General features: G+C 61.9%; 16 protein-coding genes. 8 read left to right on the top strand and 8 right to left on the bottom strand.

All coding sequences use genetic code 11. The annotated features are described in order from the left end of the window. Positions 1-50 precede the first annotated feature (50 nt). The 6 genes from F0P96_RS14445 to F0P96_RS14470 all read left to right on the top strand — a co-directional run bounded on the left by F0P96_RS14445 (position 51) and on the right by F0P96_RS14470 (position 7,404). Entirely contained in the window at positions 51-1,616 is a 1,566-nt protein-coding gene (locus tag F0P96_RS14445) for a hypothetical protein (RefSeq protein ID WP_151079618.1), read from the top strand. A 146-nt stretch (positions 1,617-1,762) separates the two neighbouring features. Then, positions 1,763-3,220: a hypothetical protein gene (locus F0P96_RS14450; protein WP_151079619.1), complete on the top strand. Its 1,458-nt coding sequence runs from the start codon at positions 1,763-1,765 to the stop codon at positions 3,218-3,220. A 141-nt stretch (positions 3,221-3,361) separates the two neighbouring features. Next, entirely contained in the window at positions 3,362-4,051 is a 690-nt protein-coding gene (locus F0P96_RS14455) for a hypothetical protein (protein ID WP_151079620.1), read from the top strand. An 85-nt stretch (positions 4,052-4,136) separates the two neighbouring features. Beyond that, on the top strand, positions 4,137-6,359 hold the full coding sequence (locus tag F0P96_RS14460) for a prolyl oligopeptidase family serine peptidase (protein WP_151079621.1): 2,223 nt from the start codon (positions 4,137-4,139) through the stop codon (positions 6,357-6,359). A gap of 166 nt (positions 6,360-6,525) precedes the next feature. After that, positions 6,526-6,756 carry a hypothetical protein gene (locus F0P96_RS14465; RefSeq protein ID WP_151079622.1) on the top strand — a complete coding sequence of 77 codons (231 nt, stop codon included), beginning with the start codon at positions 6,526-6,528 and terminating at the stop codon, positions 6,754-6,756. Positions 6,757-6,885: 129 nt separating this feature from the next. After that, entirely contained in the window at positions 6,886-7,404 is a 519-nt protein-coding gene (locus F0P96_RS14470) for a GNAT family N-acetyltransferase (RefSeq protein ID WP_151079623.1), read from the top strand. Between the two features lie 35 nt (positions 7,405-7,439). Here the strand turns inward: F0P96_RS14470 and F0P96_RS14475 are convergent, their stop codons facing one another. The 8 genes from F0P96_RS14475 to F0P96_RS14510 form a co-directional block, all read right to left on the bottom strand. Further along, positions 7,440-8,687 (bottom strand): sterol desaturase family protein, encoded by a 1,248-nt coding sequence (locus tag F0P96_RS14475; protein ID WP_151079624.1) that lies wholly within the window; start codon positions 8,685-8,687, stop codon positions 7,440-7,442. Between the two features lie 98 nt (positions 8,688-8,785). After that, entirely contained in the window at positions 8,786-9,088 is a 303-nt protein-coding gene (locus F0P96_RS14480) for a DUF4286 family protein (RefSeq protein WP_151079625.1), read from the bottom strand. A gap of 95 nt (positions 9,089-9,183) precedes the next feature. After that, positions 9,184-9,630, bottom strand: a complete 447-nt coding sequence (locus F0P96_RS14485) for a DUF6526 family protein (protein ID WP_151079626.1) — start codon at positions 9,628-9,630, stop codon at positions 9,184-9,186. 21 nt (positions 9,631-9,651) lie between these two features. Beyond that, entirely contained in the window at positions 9,652-9,930 is a 279-nt protein-coding gene (locus tag F0P96_RS14490; RefSeq protein ID WP_151079627.1) for a hypothetical protein, read from the bottom strand. A 74-nt stretch (positions 9,931-10,004) separates the two neighbouring features. After that, on the bottom strand, positions 10,005-11,279 hold the full coding sequence (locus F0P96_RS14495) for an MFS transporter (RefSeq protein WP_151079628.1): 1,275 nt from the start codon (positions 11,277-11,279) through the stop codon (positions 10,005-10,007). A 96-nt stretch (positions 11,280-11,375) separates the two neighbouring features. Next, positions 11,376-12,290: a cation diffusion facilitator family transporter gene (locus tag F0P96_RS14500; RefSeq protein ID WP_151079629.1), complete on the bottom strand. Its 915-nt coding sequence runs from the start codon at positions 12,288-12,290 to the stop codon at positions 11,376-11,378. A gap of 98 nt (positions 12,291-12,388) precedes the next feature. After that, positions 12,389-14,809 carry a TonB-dependent receptor gene (locus tag F0P96_RS14505; protein WP_151079630.1) on the bottom strand — a complete coding sequence of 807 codons (2,421 nt, stop codon included), beginning with the start codon at positions 14,807-14,809 and terminating at the stop codon, positions 12,389-12,391. Between the two features lie 279 nt (positions 14,810-15,088). Beyond that, positions 15,089-15,427, bottom strand: coding sequence for a hypothetical protein (locus F0P96_RS14510; protein WP_151079631.1), 339 nt, complete (start codon positions 15,425-15,427; stop codon positions 15,089-15,091). Between the two features lie 368 nt (positions 15,428-15,795). Here F0P96_RS14510 and F0P96_RS14515 point away from each other — a divergent pair, with 368 nt between their 5' ends. Then, positions 15,796-16,239: a hypothetical protein gene (locus F0P96_RS14515; protein ID WP_151079632.1), complete on the top strand. Its 444-nt coding sequence runs from the start codon at positions 15,796-15,798 to the stop codon at positions 16,237-16,239. Positions 16,240-16,447: 208 nt separating this feature from the next. Then, a complete protein-coding gene (htpG, locus tag F0P96_RS14520) occupies positions 16,448-18,280 on the top strand; it encodes a molecular chaperone HtpG (RefSeq protein ID WP_151079633.1) in 1,833 nt (610 codons plus the stop codon). Positions 18,281-18,408: the final 128 nt, after the last annotated feature.

Raw genomic sequence — 18,408 nt, forward strand, 5'->3', positions numbered from 1 at the left:
GCGGCTTTTCCTTTCTTACGACACCAGTAGCTTCCACAAACTCTGATTTCATGAGGATTTCCTCCCGCCTCGCCGCTTTTGTTGCTGGCTTACTGCTGACCATTTCGGCCACCGTCCACGCCCAAACCCCACTGGGCCAGCCGACGCTGGACGAAAAGAAAATTCAGATATGGTGCGCCACGGCCCGTTTTGTGTACAACGACAACGGCCGCTCGAACCTGAACAACGCCCTCAACTGCGGCGGTACGCTCAAGGAATTCGAAGCCAGCATCCGGACCGACAGCCAGCGCGTGTACTCGCGCCTCTACCAGCCGCTGGAAGGCAAAGGCGTGATGTACAAAGGCCTCGGCAACGACCAGTCGCGCCTCTCCAAGCTCACCACCGAAATCATTCGCACGCTGGAAGCCTCGCCGGCGCGCCGTAAAGACCCCGCCCGCATGGCGCAGGTGCAGCGGCTCAAGCAGTCGTTTGCGGCCTACATCAACCAAGGCACGCCCATGCCCGAAGACATTGGGCAGGTAGAGGCTGCGGCGTCCGGCGAAACCTTCGATACCACGGCTACGGCTGGCACAGACGTGGAAACGGAGTCGATGGTGGCCGATGAAACGAGCGACGCGGGCACGAGCAGCGCCCCCACGAGAGCATCGGCCGACAGCCCGATGACGCGCCTGTTTGGGCCCATCGCGCTGATTTTGTCGTTGCTGAGCCTAGTGCTATGGTTTCTGGAGCGGCGGGTGCTGCGCAATCACATCGAGGACTTGCGCAACCGCTCGTCGCGGCACCGCACCGAGCTGGAGTCCATCAAATCGGGTGACTTCGCCAGTTCCATGACCAGCAGCGACAGCACCAAGGAAATTTCCTTCACCCAGCGCCGGCAGATTGAGGAACTGGTCGAGAAACTGGTGCAGCAGCGCTTGGCCGAAACCCAGCCGCACGGCCGCGGGGCGGCTTCGCCCGAGCCGGCGCTGCCGTTGGTAAAGCAGAGTGGTAATCGAGCCAGTCAAGCTCAGTCGTTCAATGTGGGTGGCAATGCGTCTTCGGGGCGTGGCACCACTGCGCCGGCGCCAGCCGCGCCGCAAGCCAAACCTACACCGCCAGTAGCAGCCGCGCCTCCGCAACCGTCGCCGGAAGCACCGATTGCTGCACCCATTCCGGCCGGCTCGCCCGCTGCCGCGCCCCGCGACGAATTCGACAGCCTTGTGCCGCCCGTGCAGTTGCCACACCCGACGCAAACGCCCGTGCCGGTAGTGCCCCCGGCACCCGAAGCGCCGGTGCCGCACGTGCCCGAACCGCTGCCCGTGGGAAAATTCTATGTGAAAGTGCCCGTCAACGGCGGCTTCTCCGACTACGACCTGCACACTACGGCCCAGCACGACAGCATCTATGAAATAACGCCCGACCCGCAGCGGCCCGATGTGGCTTCGTTCCGCATCAACCCCAACCCGGCGGTGCACGCCTACGCTATCCAGAGCGCCCAATACTCCTTGCGCGAGGCCTGCCGCTACGAGCCGCCCACCGGCGCCGTCGGCCGCATCGTCACTGATGAGCCGGGGCAGCTGCGGAAAGTCGGCACCACTTGGCAGATTGAGCACAAGGCCTCCATTCGGTTTGAGTAGTTGCGCCTACCTTTAACTGTCATCCTGAGCCACACGAAGGACCTTATTTACCCAGAGCTGCTTTCGTCTCCACGATTCGTTCTGACGTTATAAGGTCCTTCGGCTGCGCCTCAGGATGACAGACGCTTTTTTGCCTTTTCGCTTCCATGCTCGAAATCTTCCTTGAACTGGCCGTTATAGCCGTCATCGTGGCGCTGCAGGTACGGGCGTTTCTGCGCACCCGCAGCCAAGCCACGCGGCTGGCCGAGGTGTACCCGCCCAAAGAACAGCTGCGCGTGGAGCACCGCCTAGTGACGCCCGACGGCCGCGACATGGCCGACTACGCCGCCGACGCGCCCGCCGACGCATTTCCCGTCGACATCATCCGCTACGACCAGGCTTCGGATGACTTCCGTGAGCTGGTGCGCGACACCAACGACTACCTGCGCCACAACAAGGGCGCGGCAGCCGACTTCGGTATTCTGAAAGACATTGCCATCCGGCAGGCGCAAGGCCCCGAGTTCAGCGCCCAGGCCAACGTGGCTACGCCGCTCTACCTGGGTCTGTTGGGTACGTTTCTGGGCGTCATTCTCGGTTTGCTCAGCCTAGCCCGGCGCGGCGTGTCGGCCGACGACGCGCTGACACCGTTCCTGACCGGCGTGCTCATTGCCATGGTCGGCTCGTTTATGGGCCTGATGCTGACGTTGTTTGGCAACTCGGTGCTGCGCCACGCCCGCGCCCAGCGCGACCAGCGCCAAAACCAGTACTTCACCTTCCTGCAAGCCCGCCTGCTGCCCATCCTGCACAACGACATGGCCAACAGCCTCTCGACTCTGAAAGGCGTGCTGGACGCGTTCAACCAGGATTTCGTGGGCAAGGTCACCTTGTTCGAGCCCATCCTGAACACCATCACCGAGAACATTCGGGTGCAGCGTGACTTTCTGGTGAAGCTGGAAGAAGTCGGTTTCGACAAGATGGCGCAGGCCAACCTGGCGGTGTTCGAGAAGGTGAGCCAGTCGGCCGAGCTGTTTGGGCAGTTCACGCACTACCAGCAGCAGCTCAACCAGATGCTCGACAAAGGTGCCGAGTCGGGCCGCGTGGTGGGCGGCATTCTCGACCGCCTCACGGGCTTCGAGCGCGGCATCAACAACCTCGGCCAGTACATCGGGCAGCACGACAACCTGATTCAGCAGCAGCTCGACTTCTTCCAGCGCCACCAGCAGGAAATGGGCAACCTAGCGTCCCGCTCGGAGCAGTACTTCGACGAAGCTTCGATGCACCTGACCGAGCTGATGCGCCGCCGCCTCGAACACCACGAGCGCGACGCCCAACTGGCCTACGAGAAGTGGGGCGAATACTTCCGCCGCATCAACGAAGACAACGCCTTCGAACGCATCATGCGCCAGCTCGACCCGCTGAAAGACGTGAAAACCAGCCAGGAAGCCCTGACCCGCGACGTAACCGCCACCCAGCGCGAGCTGCTGCGCAAGATTGAATTGGACGCGCAGGTAGACGCCAAGCTGCTGAGCGAAATTTCCACGCTGAACGACGTGCTACGGAAAGCTACCGCCAAAAACCGCTGGCAGCGCGGTATGGACAAGCTGTTTGGCGGGGTGAAGGAGTAGCTGATGTTGTCTAACATGTCATCCTGAGCGCAGCGAAGGACCTTCTCACGTTTGGGATTAACTGTCTGAAGTTGGTCGTTCACACGTGAGAAGGTTCTTCGCTGCGCTCAGGATGACATAAATGAGTTTCTAATCAAGAACATGCCCAGCGCCGACCCACAACGCTCCGACTTCTTCTGGCCCAGCTACGTGGACCTGATGACCTCCCTGTTCGTGGTCATGCTGGTGCTGTTCGTGTTCAGCTTCAAGCTCTTCAAAGACCGCGAAGAAGGCTTGCGCAAGGCCAATACCGAGCTGAAAGCCAAGGCCGAAGAGCTGGAGCAGATAACCCGCATTCGGGAGGCGCTGCGGCGGCTCGAAGGCAGCTACTTCCGCTACGACCCGCAAAACGAGCGGTACGAGCTGCGCGTGGACGTGCAGTTCAAAGCCGGTCGCGACGAAATTCAGGACCAGTACAAAAGCACGCTGCTGAACGCCGGCCGGCTCCTGCGCGAGCGGCTGCGCAGCATTCGTACCGATTTGCCGGTGCGCTACCTCGTCATCGTCGAAGGCATGGCGGCCCGCTACCCACAGGGTGACCCGCGCAACGCCCGCGACGAGCAGAGTACCTACCAGCTCAGCTACCGCCGCTCCTTGAACCTGCTCAACCTCTGGAAGCAGAACGGGCTGAACTTCGGGCAGGACCGCAACATCGAGCTGATCATCGGCGGCAGCGGCTTCTTTGGTACCGGGCGCTACTTGGGCCGCCGCGAGGGCGACAACAAACGCTTCCTGATTCAGGTGATACCCAAGGTGGGCAAGATGCAGGCGGCCACCGTGAGTAGCAAGTAGTAGCATTCTGCCAAGCGGAACCGCCCGCCGTTCCTCTCCGTTGGGTTGTATACTTGTACAACGGCTCCATTCAACCCCTCGCTCTATGAAAACAACCCGACCCATACTCGGCGTAACACTGGCTTTACTGGCGGCTTGTGGTACCACCAAGCCGCTCAACCAGGCCACGGCCACCGCCCCTAAAACCGAACCCCTCGTGACCGAATCTGAAAAGCCCAGCGCCAAGCCGGCGTCTCTCAATTACCCCAAGCCCCGGAAGGTAAACCATACCGACGACTACCACGGCACGCCCGTAACCGACCCTTACCGCTGGCTGGAAGACCCCGACTCGCCCGAAACCAAGGAGTGGGTGACGGCCGAAAACAATGTCACCAACGCCTACCTGAGCCAGATTCCCTACCGCGACCGGATCCGCGAGCGGCTGACGAAAATGTGGAACTACGAGCGGTACGGCATTCCGCAGGAAGAAGGCGACTACCTCTACTACCAGAAAAACGACGGCCTGCAGAACCAGGCCGTGCTCTACGTGCAGCGCCGCGGGCAGGACGGCGGCGAAGGCGACGTGCTGCTAGACCCCAACAAGTTCTCGGCCGACGGCACCACGGCCTTGTCGGGCACCTATTTCTCCAACGACCACCGCTACCTGGCCTACACCACCTCAGGCGGCGGCTCCGATTGGCAGACCATTCACCTGCTCGATTTGAAAACCCGCCAGCCGCTGAAAGACGAGCTGAACTGGGTGAAAGTATCGGGCGTGGCGTGGGTGAAGGATGGTTTCTACTACAGCGGCTACGATGCGCCCAAGGCCGGCGAAAACAAGCTGGCCGGCAAAAACGAGTACCACAAAGTGTACTTCCACAAAATAGGCACGCCGCAATCGGCCGATAAGCTGGTGTACGAAAACAAGCAGATGGCCCTGGGCTTCCGCATTGCCTCGGTGACGGAGGACGAGCGGTTCCTGACCCTCTACCTCACCGACGGCAAGTCGGACGGCAACAAGCTAGCCGTGCGCGACCTGACCGACCCCAAGCAAGCCGCGAAATGGACGATGGTGGGCTCGACCTACGAATCGGACCTGAACGTGGTGGGCAACGTGGGCGGCAAGCTGCTGGTGTACACCAACCACAAAGCCCCGCGCTACCGCGTAGTAGCCGTCGACCCGAAGCAGCCGGCCGAAGCCAGCTGGCGCGACGTGCTGCCCGAAACCGAGAACAAGCTCGAAGGTATTGACCAAGTGGGCGGCAAGCTGGTGGCCTCGTACCTGAAAGACGCCAGCTCGCTCATTCGCGTGTTCGACGAGCAAGGCAAAGCGCTGCACGACGTAGCCCTACCCACGCTCGGCACGGCATCGGGCTTCGGCGGGCGCCGCGACTCGAAGGTGGTGTATTACGCCTTCACCTCGTTCACGTACCCCACGACCATCTACCGCTACGACCTGGCCACGAACCAGAGCACGGTGTTCCGGGCGCCGAAAACCGAGGTGAACCCCGACCAGTACGTGACCACGCAGGTGTTCTACCAGAGCAAAGACGGCACGAAAGTGCCCATGTTCATCACCCACAAAAAGGGCTTGAAGCTCAACGGGCAGAATCCTACCTACCTCTACGCCTACGGCGGTTTCAACGTGAGTTTGACGCCGGGCTTCTCGGTGGCGCGCATGCTGTGGCTCGAAAACGGCGGCATCCTGGCTATTCCCAACCTGCGCGGCGGCGGCGAATACGGCGAAGCCTGGCACAAAGCCGGCATGACGCCGAACAAACAGAACGTATTCGACGACTTCATTGCCGCCGCCGAGTACCTGAAGATTCAGGGCTACACCTCTACCGAAAAGCTGGCCATGGCTGGCGGCTCCAACGGCGGGCTGCTGGTGGGGGCCGTGATGACGCAGAAGCCCGACTTGGTGCGCGTGGCCTTCCCGGCCGTGGGCGTAATGGACATGCTGCGCTACCAGAAGTTCACCATCGGCTGGAACTGGGCGCCCGAGTACGGCACCTCCGACGACTACGCGCAGTTTCAGAACCTCTACAAGTTCTCGCCGCTGCACACCCTGAAAACCGGCACCGCCTACCCCGCCACGCTTATCACCACCGCCGACCACGACGACCGCGTGGTGCCTGCCCACTCGTTTAAGTTCGCCGCCACCTTGCAGGAGAAGAACGCCGGCCCCTGGCCCCAGCTCATTCGCATCGACGTGAATGCTGGCCACGGCGCGGGCAAAAGCACCAAGCTGCTCATCGACGAGTGGGCCGACGTGTGGTCGTTCGCGTACCAGAACATGGGCGTGAACCCCTACGCGCTGGTGAAATAAGGCTGCAAGCTGTTAGTTACTAGCTAGTAGCTGCTGGCTGTGGTTGAGTAGCCTTGGCCAAAGGCTAATAGCCAAAAGCTAACAGCCGGCAACCAAAACCCAACAGCCTCTCTGTATCTTGCGCCGCGAAACGCGTTTTGCCTGGAATTCCATTAGCTCCCCTGACATGAAAAAACTGTTGATGCTCGGCCTGGTAGCCGGCGCTATGCTGTCGGTATCGGCCTGCAGTAACCCCGACCACGAGCAAAAAGACGACCTGACCTCGGCTCCGCTGCCCGCCATGCCGGCCGCCTCCGCCGGCAAAGACTCGGCCGCCGTAGCCGCCGAGCAAGCCGAGCAGGAGCTTTCGGCTGTCAACGCCACCAAGGCCATCAAAAAGATGCAGCCCTCGATGTAAGCACCTGGGTGTCTATATGGATAAACGCCCGGTTTCCGCGAGGAAGCCGGGCGTTTCGCGTTGCACCTGTGCAATGTTACCGACTGCGCTACTGCGCCGTGCCGTAGCTTTGCCCAAATACCAGCTGCTATGCCTGCTCCCGCCTCCCTACGCATCCGCCGCGGCACCGAAGCCGACCTGCCCCACGTGCACGCCCTCATCGTGGAGCTGGCCATTTATGAGCGCGCCCCCGACGAAGTCACCAACACCCTCGACGACATGCGCCGCGACGGGTTCGGCCCGCAGCCCATTTTCGGCTTCTTCGTAGCCGAAACCCCGGAGCAGGGCATCCTCGGCATTGCCTTGTTCTACACGGCCTATTCTACCTGGAAAGGCCGCATGCTTTACCTCGAAGACTTGGTGGTAACCGAAGCCGCCCGCGGCACGGGCATCGGCAAGAAGCTGTTCGATGCTGTGGTGGCCGAGGCCCGCCGCACCGGCGCGCACCGCCTTAAGTGGCAGGTGCTGGAGTGGAACGAGCCGGCCATCGGCTTCTACAAGCGCATCGGCGCCAACCTCGACCCCGAGTGGCACAATGGCAACATGACCGCCGAGCAGTTGCACGCTTACACCTGCGACGCGGCCGTGGAAGCGGCCGTGGCGCGGTAGCGAATCAACTGGAAGCTCAGACACGAAACGTCGGCCTATGCATAGGCCGGCGTTTTTTGCGCCTGAACTTTGGTGAAAGCCTGCCGAAACGAGAACCACCACAGCGCCGAGCCAGCCGCCCAAACCAAGCCACTCGCTGCGGCCACGTTGAGCTGCGGCGAGGTGCGCAGGCCGTAGAGCAGCAGCGCCAGTGACGCCAGCAGCCGCAGCGGCTCCAGCCAGTACCCAAGCCGTTTGGCTTCAAACAACGCCCCGCAGGCCAGCGCGGCCCACACGCACCAGCCCGCCACCAGCCAGCGCAACAGCGGTTCCATGTTTTTTTGAGTGAAGAGGAATACCGCCGCCACGCCCAGCAGCGCCGCGTACTGCACGAGTACATAGAAATTGACCGTGCGCGGCGCGCTGGTGGTGTATTTCTGGTAGGAGCCAGGTTCTACTTCCGGCACCTGATAGGGGCCGCCCAGCGCGGCTGGCCGCCAACCGGGCCGCCCAAACACCACGCGCAGCTTGTTGCCCAGGCCCGGCGTCTGGCGCAGCTGTTCGCGCATCTGGAAGTAGTGGCCGAAGTTGACCCACACCGGGTTCCAGGAGTGCACGGGCGTGGTAATACCGTACACCGGCGTCTCCTCTTCTTCCTGAAATGTGCCGAACAGCCGGTCCCACACGATGAAGGTGCCCGCGTAGTTCTTGTCGATGTACTTGGGGTTGCGGCCGTGGTGCACGCGGTGGTGCGAAGGCGTGTTCAGCACCCATTCGAGCGGCCCCAGCTTGCCGATGAACTCGGTGTGAATCCAGAACTGGTAGAGCGTAACCAGGGCCGAAGTGTACACAAACCAGCTCGTCTCGAAGCCGAGCACGGCCAGTGGCAGGTAGAACAGGAACGTGAACAAGCCCTGCAGCGAGCTTTGCCGCAAGGCCACCGAGAGGTTGTAGTCTTCGCTCTGGTGGTGCACCACGTGGCCGCCCCACATGAAGTTAATTTCGTGGGAGTAGCGGTGGGCGAAGTAGTAGCACAAGTCGGCCAGCACAAAGAGCAGGATGCCCGTAGCCCAGGTGCGGGGCACATTGAACAGCCGCGCGTGCTCGTAGAGCAACTCGTATACGCCGATGACGCCGACCTTCAGTAACACGCCCGAAATCTGCGAGGTCATGCCGCAGCTGATGTTGGTAATGGCGTCGTGGAAGCGGTATTTCTCGGTATGCTGCAGCCGCTCGACTAGCAACTCCACCCCGATGAGCGTGAAGTAGATGGGAATCGACAGCACGATGGGGTTGAGCGACATGGCGGGGAAAGGCGAAGCGTTAAACGGGCGAATGGCTGGCCGCTTCGGAAGTTCCGAAACGATCAGCCATTCGACAATTTACCAGTTTGGCTCTTTCCTTACTCAATTACTTCCAGCACGGTGCGAAACGACACGTACTGTCCGGGGAAGCGGGTTTCGAGGTCGGCGCGCAGGCCGGGAGCCACGGTTTCCTGGTACTCATCCAGCTGCTCCACGCTCACGCAGTAATACTGGGTGGCGTAGGTAAAGCCGTCGTTTTCTTCGTTGAGCAAGCGGCAAATCTGGCTGCGCAGGAAATACCCGGTGGCCATTATTTCGGGCATGTGCACGTCGCGCATGTAGGCCAGCCACTCTTCGGCCACTTCCGGGTCGACGCTGCTGGTGACGTTGTATAGAATCATGGAAAAACGGATTTGAAACTCCGCAACAAAGGAACTGCTAAAATAGGTGCCGCTGCGGTCAACGCCCGGCCGCCGCGGCTCATCAGCTTGCCTTTTCAGACCCGCATGCTATCGGGCTGGAACTGCTGAATACGCTCCCGAATGGCGGCCGGCGCCAGTTTTTCCGCGGCTGCCGCGGCGGCCAGGTTCGGCAGCTCGGCATCGGAAGCAAAGCGCAAGGACAGAATCTGGCTCAGGCTCAACCGCGCTTCTACCGGCTGAAAGCGTTGGCCGGTTAGCTCGAAGTAGCGCTGGCGCACCTCCAGCCGGGCCAGCCGGTCTTGCAACGTAAGGGCGTAATGCTGGCGCATGATCCAGATGGTGCCCAGCAGGGTAGCGGCCACGGCGGCCAGCGTAAACCACAGGCGCGATTCGTCGGTATCGGCTCCGGCTACGGCGGCGTAGCGACGCCCGGCATAGAAGGTGAGGACCAGGGCGGCGGGCAGCACCACAAAATGGTGGGGCCAGTAGTAGCGGCGGGTGAAGCGGGGCGAATCGGCCATTGAGAAGCAAAAAGTGAAGGATTAGCGTTGGTTGCGGCGCTTGGCTTTTTCCTCGTCGCGTTCGGCCTTCTCGCGTTCCTTGTTCAGGTGCTCCTTGGCTTTTTCGGCCTTGGCACCTTCCAGCGGCGGCGCGGCGCGGGGCGGCACCACCGGTGCCTGGGCCGAAGCGGGTGGCGGGGTGGCGGCCGACGGGTCGGCGGCGGGGCGGGTGGCGGGTGGCGGAGGCGTTACCTGGGCGTGGGCGGCGGAAGCGGCCAGCACGGCGGCGGCAAATACAAACAGGCTGAGGGCAAAGCGCATAGCGGTAGGGCAAACGGTGAACTACTGGTACGGATTCGGCCCGGCAGCAGTTTTCGACCGTGCCCGGCCGAGGTTTACAGCGGCTCTACATAGTCGAGGTCTTTGCCGTGGGTTTCGGGCATGGTACTCACGGCCCAAAACGCCACCAGCAACGAGCCCAACCCCAGCACCGCGCCGGCCCCAATGATGCCCAGCGGCCGGCCGCTCACTTGCAGCGCCGACAGCCCCTTGAACATGGGCACCAGCAGCACCACCGAGCCGCGGGCGAAGTTGGGGGCGGTGGTAGCCACTGTGGCGCGCAGGTTGGTGCCAAACTGCTCGGCGGCTACCGTCACAAACAAAGCCCAGAAGCCCACCGTGAAGCCCAGCACGAAGCAGATGCGGTAGAAGGCCGTGGGCGAAGCGCCGCGCAGCGCAAACAGATAAGCGGCAATGAGCGCCCCGCACATGAGCAGAAACAGCTGCAAAGCAATTTTGCGGCTCTTGAGCAGCTGGCTGAGCGCACCGCTGGCAAAGTCGCCGAACACGAGGCCGAAGTAGCACCAGAACACCGCCAGCCCCGCCGAAACTGGTCCGCCAACGTTCAGCGCCTCCCCAAACTCGGGGGCCAGCGTAATCAGAATGCCCACCACAAACCACAGCGGCACCCCAATGAGCAGGCACTTGAGGTAGCGCAGCAGCCGCGGGCCCGAAAACAGCCGGAAGAAGTTGCCGCGCTCTACCTCGGCTTGCTTGGCCTGCTCAAACATGCCCGACTCGTACACGCCCACCCTCAGCGCGAGCAACGCCAAGCCCAGCCCGCCGCCGATGAAATAGGCATTGCGCCAGCCGAATTTTTCGCCAATCCAATACGCCAGCATGGCCCCCGACACGCCCACCGTGGCCACAATCATGGTGCCGTAGCCGCGCTTTTCCTTGGGCAGGGTTTCCGACACCAGCGTGATGCCCGCGCCCAACTCGCCCGCTAGCCCAATGCCCGCAATCAGCCGCAGCCAGGCGTATTGGTCGATGGTCTGCACGAAGCCGTTGGCAATGTTGGCCACCGAGTAAAGCAGAATCGAGCCGAAGAGCACCGACAACCGGCCGCGCTTGTCGCCCAGAATGCCCCACAGAATACCGCCCAGCAGCATTCCGGCCATTTGCATGTTGATCAGGAACAGGCCTTCGTTGGTAACCGCTTCCTTGGCCGTAATGCCCAAATCGTTCAGGCTTTTCACCCGCACAATGCTGAACAGAATCAGGTCGTAGATGTCGACGAAGTAGCCGAGGGCCGCCACGACCACAATGGCCGAGAATAGCCCGGTGGTTTTGGGAGAAGAGGAAACGGGTGGGGGAGAGGTCAGGGCCATGCAGCAGCGGAATAAGGCCCGCAGGTTACGAAGAAACTGCCGAAATCAGGCCCAGAATTCGGCCGACCAACGCCACCGATGCGCAGGTTGCTGCGGCTACGGGTGCACTGCGTCGCAGCTTTCGCTGGTGCAGGCGCTGGTTTCCACCTGCACCGTGGTGTGGCCGATGTTGAACTCGTGGGCCATGGCGTGCTGCAGCTCGTGCAGAAACGGGCTGTCGGTGCCGGCGGGGCGCACCACGTGGGCCGTGAGGGCAGTTTCGCGGGTGCTCAGGGGCCAGATGTGCAGGTCGTGCACGCCTACCACGCCGGGTTGGGCCAGCAGATACGCCCGCACAGCTTCAGGGTCGATGGCGGCCGGCACGCCGTGCAGGCTCAGTTGCACCGTTTCGCGCAGCAAGCCCCACGAGCTGAACCCCACGATGCCCAGAATAACGAAGCTGATGGCCGGATCGAGCCAGAGCCAGCCGGTGAAATACACCAGCGCCCCGCCCGCCATCACGCCCAACGACACCAGCGCGTCGGTGAGCATGTGCAGATAAGCGCCGCGCACGTTCACGTCGTGCTGCTGGCCGCTGCGGAAGAGCAAGGCGGTGGCACCGTTCACCACAATGCCCGCGCCGGCCAGCAGCATCACGAGCTGGCCGTTCACCGGCTCGGGGTGCCGCAGGTGGTCGAGCGTATCCCATAGAATGAAGCCCAGCGCGAGGTACAGCAAAGCCGCATTCAGCAGCGCCGCCTGAATGGTGGCGCTTTTCAGGCCGTAGGTGTAGCGCGAGGAAGTAGGCTGCTGGCCGAGGCGCGAAGCACCCCAGGCCAGCGCCAGACTTAGCACGTCGCTCAGGTTGTGGCCGGCATCCGAGAGCAGCGCCGACGAATTGGCCCACCAGCCGCCGGTAGCTTCGGCGGCCACAAACACCAGATTCAGCGCAATGCCAATACCGAAAGCCCGACCGAAATGCGTGATGTCGGCGGCGTGGTTGTGGTGATGATGCGCGTGGTCGTGGGCCATGACGGCAAAGCTAGTATGCGGCGGAACTCTCCTTATACCGCGCACTGCCGTGCCGCGTTCTGCTGCCAAGTTTCTGGTAGCCAGCCGGCCGCCGCTGGCTACTGCAGCCGCACCGGCACCACCAGCTTCACGCTCACGTTGCGGCCGGGGTTGAATACGCCCATCCGGCCGTTGGCCACGTTGTAGGCCGCATATTTCAGGCGACTCAGATGGTTCTGATAACCCACGTCAAACAGGTTGTTGGCTGCTAGGAACAGCGAAAACAGCGTCGTGCCTTTGCCGTTCACCACGTCGCCGCCCGCGCCCAGGTTCACCAGCGTGTAGCCGGCCGTGGGCGTTTCGGTTTCGAAGGCCGAGAAGATGCGCTTCTGGGCAAGATTGTGCTCCACGGCCACGCGGGCGTAGAGGTGCGCCAGCTGCGAACCAAACTTCGCCTTCGTCACTCGCAACTCCGACTGCACCCGGTCGGCGGGCGTGAACGGCAGCCACTGCTCGCCCTCGGGCGCGTTTTGGCGCCGCGCCCGCACCATCGAAAACGAGTTTTCGAAGTGCAGCCAATCGAGCGGGTGGGGGTGCAGGTCGAGGGAAACTTCGCCGCCGTAGAGGCGGGCCTGGCCCTGGCCGTAGCGGAATACCGGGTCGCCTTCGGCCGAAACAGAGTCGGCCAGCCGCACCGGGAAAATGTAGTTGCCGATGCGGTTGTCGAAAGCATCCAGGCTCAGCCCCACGTGGTCGGAAGTGTAGCTCAGGCCGGCGTCGAACTGCCGACTGGTTTCGGCTTTCAGGCCGGTTTCCCCGATTTCGTAGCGAATCGTGCCCTCGTGCTTGCCGTTCGACGCCAGCTCGGCAATGTTGGGCGCCCGAAACCCGCGGGCCACGTTGGCTTTCAGCACTAGCTGCTCGGTAATATTGAGCGCCCCGCCCACGCTGCCCGACCAGTTGCTGTACGTGTTCTGAAAGGCCGAAAACTTCGTTTCAGCTTCGGGCGTGCCTGCTGGTACGGGCATCTCGTCCTCGTTCAAATACAGCGCATCGGCCGCAATGCGGCGCCGGTCGTAGCGCAGGCCGCCGCTGAGGTCGAGGCGGCCGAAGGTTTTCTTGGTGACGCCGAACACGCCACCGTCGAACAGCTGGTAAGCCGGAATCAGAAATTCCACGCCCTTGTTCTGGTTTTCCTGCGCCATGCCGCTCACACCCAGGGTGGTGGACCAGCCGCCTAGCTCGGGCAGAAAATAGCGTGCCGCGTAGTCCACGGTGCGCAGCTGGAAGTACAGCGACGGATCATCGGGCGCGGTGACGTCGCCAAACTCGCGGCGCAGGTTCTGTTGCCAGCCCACGTTCACGGTTAGCCGCGAAGCGCCCAGGATGAAGTTGTTGTCGGTGCCGAGGCGCAAATGGTTGATCTGCTGGCGCGGCACGGCAAGGCCGTAGCCGCGCAGGTCCTCGTCGGTCACCGCTTGTTCCTCCGCTATGCCGCCGGCGTTGCGCAGCTTCAGAAAGCGGCCCGTAAGCGTGTCCCGTTCGCCTTCCATCAGGCCCACGGCTTGGTTGAACGAGCTGACCGTGAGGTGGGAGTAGCCCCAGCTCTTGTTCACGCCCACGTAGCCGCTGCCGTTCAGCTCCCGAAAGCCGGAGTTGTACACCCGGCCGTCGTAGCGGTTGCGGTAGGCGCCGGCCACTTTCCCCGACCCCCGCACCAGCCAGTTGAAGCCGTTTTGGTTGCCGGCGTTCATCACCGAATAGCCTTGCAGGTGGTTGTTCGTCTGGTAATTAGCTGTAAACGAGCCCAGAATCTTTCCTTCCTCCACCGGGTCGGGCGCCACAAAGTTGATGACGCCCGCCATGCCGTCGGAGCCATACAGCAAGGAGCCGGGCCCCTTGATGATTTCGGCCCGGTCGATGCTGTATTCGTCTACCTCGATGCCGTGCTCGTCGCCCCACTGCTGGCCTTCCTGCTTGGCGCCGTTGTTGAGCGTGATGACGCGGTTGGAGCTCAGCCCGCGGATGACGGGCTTACTGATGGCCGCGCCGGTGGTAATCTGCGACACGCCCGGCGTGTGCGCAATGGCATCCACCACGTTGGTCGCAGCCGCCTGGTTCAGCTGCTCACGGTCCACCACGTTCGTGGGCACCGGCGAGCGGCGCATCTCGGTAGCCGCCGACACACCCGTGACGATAACCTGGGCAATTTCGGTAGCGGCCGGAGCCAGCGCAAACTCCAGTGGCTGTGCGGTATCCACGGTGCGCACCACGGTGCCGTAGCCCAGGGAACGAACCTGCACTAGGTAGCGGCCCCGCGGCAGGTTGGCAAAGCTGAAACGCCCGTCGGCATCGGTAGCCGTGACCTGGCGCAAGTCGGAAAACAGCACCGTAGCGCCCGGAATGGGTTGTTGGGTTGCCTGGTCGAGCACGCGGCCGGTAACGACGGCGGTGGTAGCGGGCCGCTGAGCCGGAACGGCTTGGGCTACCGCGGTCTGGCTCGCCGCCCCAAGGGCCGCCAGAAGCAGAAATCGATACATAGAAAGTCGAGGAAAGACTACAGCCCTAGCAGCCGGAAGCAACTGGGCGAGTCAAAAAAAATGAGCTGGGCTGTATCCCGTCGGCGGCGTGTGAGGCCGGCGGCAGGGGGCTGAAGCAGTACACTATTCCGAAGCCGAGCTACCGGGGTAATGCTACAAGACAGCTACAAAACTGAAACCAACAAACACGGGCCATGGCGGCCCTTGCTGCACTTGCCACGTTGTCTGCGGTCGATCGGAGCTTGTAGAAAAGCCGCCGAGGGGCCGATGTGCGTGGTACTAGGCCCGCGTGGGCGGTCCGCGCAGGTGGAGTGTCGCCCGTTCCGTGCCGTTCCACACCGATTGGCCGCTCGGGGCTACCACCGAAGCATACGTTCGGTGCGCTGGCGTAAATACTACCTCCGGCGCCGGTTGAAAGGGCGTGTTGAAGAGGTGGTCGACGCCGCAGTGCTGGTGCTTTTCGGTCAGCAGAGCTTTGGCTCCGCGGCCTTCGTGGGCGACTTCACGCTCGGTGTGCTGGTGCTGGTGCAACGCCAGAATCCACGCCTCGGGCACCAGCACCCGCATAAAGCAGGCGAGGAGCACCAAAGCCAAACGGGACCGAAGCGTGTGCATCATGCAAGAGTAAGCAGCCCAAAGATACAGGCTGCTCAGCTACGTGCCCACTGACGCAAACTGGCGCAACGAAGTTGCGCTCAACCCGAGGCGGCAACGTTGCGCTGCCGGTTGCGTTTGCATGCATCCGCCCACCCAAATTTCCCCTCGATGATGAAAAAGCTACCCCTATTGCTCCTTCGTTCCGTTGTGCGCCTGATTGCGCCTACCCACAAACGCCCCGAATCAACGGATACGCTTTTCGTTTAGGCGCTTTTCGCCCACAATTTCAATTCCTTGAGCTAGCGAATCAGGCCATTCGGCAAAATTGCCGGCGACTATTGAGGCCGCGGATTTCCTTTGGTGAGGTAATTCGTTAATCAATAGTTAGTATGGTAGTTTCGTCGATTGACCCGTGGCTGTTATCCTTCGACCCGCAACTGCTGCTGCTGTGCCAGCGCTGGCACGGGCGGTACAACATGCAGCTCTTCCGAACTGCGACTCAGCAAGTAATACAGGCCGCACGCGACCTGGGCGTGCGCCGCTTGCTGTTCGATCTGGATGGCCTGCCCAATCTCAGCTTCGATGACCAGGTGTGGTTTAGCGCGGCCGTTATGCCCACTTTGCCTTCCCTGCAACTAAGCCATCTGGCAGTGGTTTTTGGCGCCAACGTGTACAACCAGCTTGCCGCTGAAAGCATTGTGGAAGCGGATGCGCGGCATATTCAGTGCGACATGCAGTTCTTCGCCGATGCCCAGGCGGCCCACGACTGGCTGACGACTCCGGGCGCACTGCGGCAAGGGCCAGCGGCCCAGCAATGGCTGCTGGCGGGCTAACCTGGGGCAACATCTGGACCCAAGAGTTGAAGGGTGGCAATAATCAGCCGACGTGGCAATGCGGCAGATCATGCGGGCAGGCGGCTGCCATGTTGGCGCTAACTGCGTCGCCCGGCTGGCGTGGAACAGGGTTTGAGGAGCGCGCCGTGGCACCTTCGGGGTGCTTTGGTACTTTCTGAAACTTCAACCCTGCTTAAGCTAAACCGCTATGCAAGAAACCGGTAGCATCTCGATTCACACCGAGAATATCTTCCCCATCATCAAGAAATTCCTGTACTCCGACCACGAGATTTTCCTCCGTGAGTTGGTGTCGAACGCCGTGGATGCCACGCAGAAGCTGAAAAGCCTCGCGCAGCTGGGCGAGTACCAGGGGGAAGCCGGCGAGCTGAAAGTGACGGTGAGCGTCGACAAGGAAGCCCGCACCATTACCGTGTCGGACCGCGGCATCGGCATGACGGCCGAGGAGATTAAGAAGTACATCAACCAAATTGCCTTTTCCGGCGCCACCGAGTTTGTAGAGAAGTACAAGGACAAGGACGCCGCGGCCAAAGACCAGATTATCGGGCAGTTCGGCCTAGGCTTCTACTCGGCCTTCATGGTGGCCAAGGAAGTTGAAATCTTCTCCAAGAGCTTCCGCGAAGACACCGAAGCCGCCCGCTGGGTGTGCGACGGCAGCACGGAATTCACCCTCGAAACCACCGACAAAGCCGAGCGCGGTACCGACGTGGTGCTGCACGTGGCCGAAGATTCCGACGAGTTTCTGGAGCCGCAGCGCCTGCGCGGCATCCTCACCAAGTACTGCAAGTTTCTGCCCATTCCCATCGAGTTCGAGGGCGAGGTGATTAACCAGACGCAGCCGCTCTGGACCAAGCAACCCGCCGACCTCACCGACGAGGACTACACCAAGTTCTACCAGGAGCTGTACCCGTTCTCGGAAGCCCCGCTGTTCTGGATTCACCTGAACGTGGATTACCCCTTCAACCTGACGGGCATTCTGTACTTCCCCAAGGTAAAGGACGAGCTGCAGCTCCAGCGCAACAAAATTCAGCTCTACTCGCGCCAGGTGTTCATCACCGACGAGGTAAAGGACGTGGTGCCCGAGTTCCTGATGCTGCTCCACGGCGTGCTCGACTCGCCCGATATTCCGCTGAACGTCTCGCGCAGCTTCCTGCAGGCCGACGCCAACGTGCGGAAAATCAACCAGTACATCACCAAGAAGGTAGCCGACAAGCTGGCCGAAATCTTCCGTAAAGACCGCGAAGCCTTCGAGCAGAAATGGTCCGACATCGGCTTGTTTGTGAAGTACGGCATGCTCTCCGACGACAAGTTCTACGACCGGGCCAAAGACATTGCGCTGGTGCAGAACGTGGGCGGTAAGTTCTTTACCCTGAACGAGTACAAGGAGCACGTACAGGCCAACCAGCAGGACAAAAACGAGCAAACCGTGCTGCTCTACACCACCGATGCCGAGGCACAGCACGCCTACGTGGTGGCGGCCCAGGAGCGCGGCTACGACGTGCTCAAGCTCGACGGCGTGCTCGATTCGCACTTCATTGGCTTGCTGGAGCAGAAACTGGAGAAAACTACCTTCAAGCGTGTGGACGCCGACACGGTGAGCAAGCTCATCGAGAAGGACGAAACCACCGAGAGCGTGCTGACTGACGACGAGAAAACCAAGCTGCAGGAGTTGTTCGCCAAGGCCATCAGTAACCCCGCCATGCACGTGCAGGTGGAGGCGCTGGCCCCGCAGGATGCCCCGGTTATCATCACGCTGCCCGAGTTTATGCGCCGCATGAAGGACATGCAGCGTGCTGGCGGCGGGGGCGGCATGGCCATGTTCGGCTCCTTGCCCGACAGCTACACCGTGAGCGTAAACGCCAACAACCCCGTGGCCCAGCGCGTGCTCAAAGCCGACGACGAAGCCGCCGCCAAGCTGGCCAAGCAAGCTTTCGACCTGGCGCTGCTGGCCCAGGGCATGCTGAAAGGCGAGGCGCTGACCGCCTTCGTGAAGCGCAGCGCCGATTTGCTGGCCGCTGAGTAATTCTGCTTCATGGCAAGCGCAAAAGCCGGCTGCGTCCACGCGACGCAGCCGGCTTTTGACGTTTGAGCCACCGTGCCTGCCGGCCGCGGCTCAGGCTACCAACAGCACCGGGCACTATCAACCCCTAT

It is taken from the genome of Hymenobacter busanensis, from assembly GCF_008727865.1.
Taxonomy (GTDB): Bacteria; Bacteroidota; Bacteroidia; order Cytophagales; family Hymenobacteraceae; genus Solirubrum; species Solirubrum busanense.

Excerpts from the sequence above, each read along its gene's own strand:
- F0P96_RS14445 (WP_151079618.1), top strand. The coding sequence starts at position 51 with ATGAGGATTTCCTCCCGCCTCGCCGCTTTTGTTGCTGGCTTACTGCTG.
- F0P96_RS14450 (WP_151079619.1), top strand. The coding sequence starts at position 1,763 with ATGCTCGAAATCTTCCTTGAACTGGCCGTTATAGCCGTCATCGTGGCG.
- F0P96_RS14455 (WP_151079620.1), top strand. The coding sequence starts at position 3,362 with ATGCCCAGCGCCGACCCACAACGCTCCGACTTCTTCTGGCCCAGCTAC.
- F0P96_RS14460 (WP_151079621.1), top strand. The coding sequence starts at position 4,137 with ATGAAAACAACCCGACCCATACTCGGCGTAACACTGGCTTTACTGGCG.
- F0P96_RS14465 (WP_151079622.1), top strand. The coding sequence starts at position 6,526 with ATGAAAAAACTGTTGATGCTCGGCCTGGTAGCCGGCGCTATGCTGTCG.
- F0P96_RS14470 (WP_151079623.1), top strand. The coding sequence starts at position 6,886 with ATGCCTGCTCCCGCCTCCCTACGCATCCGCCGCGGCACCGAAGCCGAC.
- F0P96_RS14475 (WP_151079624.1), bottom strand. The coding sequence starts at position 8,687 with ATGTCGCTCAACCCCATCGTGCTGTCGATTCCCATCTACTTCACGCTC.
- F0P96_RS14480 (WP_151079625.1), bottom strand. The coding sequence starts at position 9,088 with ATGATTCTATACAACGTCACCAGCAGCGTCGACCCGGAAGTGGCCGAA.
- F0P96_RS14485 (WP_151079626.1), bottom strand. The coding sequence starts at position 9,630 with ATGGCCGATTCGCCCCGCTTCACCCGCCGCTACTACTGGCCCCACCAT.
- F0P96_RS14490 (WP_151079627.1), bottom strand. The coding sequence starts at position 9,930 with ATGCGCTTTGCCCTCAGCCTGTTTGTATTTGCCGCCGCCGTGCTGGCC.
- F0P96_RS14495 (WP_151079628.1), bottom strand. The coding sequence starts at position 11,279 with ATGGCCCTGACCTCTCCCCCACCCGTTTCCTCTTCTCCCAAAACCACC.
- F0P96_RS14500 (WP_151079629.1), bottom strand. The coding sequence starts at position 12,290 with ATGGCCCACGACCACGCGCATCATCACCACAACCACGCCGCCGACATC.
- F0P96_RS14505 (WP_151079630.1), bottom strand. The coding sequence starts at position 14,809 with ATGTATCGATTTCTGCTTCTGGCGGCCCTTGGGGCGGCGAGCCAGACC.
- F0P96_RS14510 (WP_151079631.1), bottom strand. The coding sequence starts at position 15,427 with ATGATGCACACGCTTCGGTCCCGTTTGGCTTTGGTGCTCCTCGCCTGC.
- F0P96_RS14515 (WP_151079632.1), top strand. The coding sequence starts at position 15,796 with ATGGTAGTTTCGTCGATTGACCCGTGGCTGTTATCCTTCGACCCGCAA.
- htpG (WP_151079633.1), top strand. The coding sequence starts at position 16,448 with ATGCAAGAAACCGGTAGCATCTCGATTCACACCGAGAATATCTTCCCC.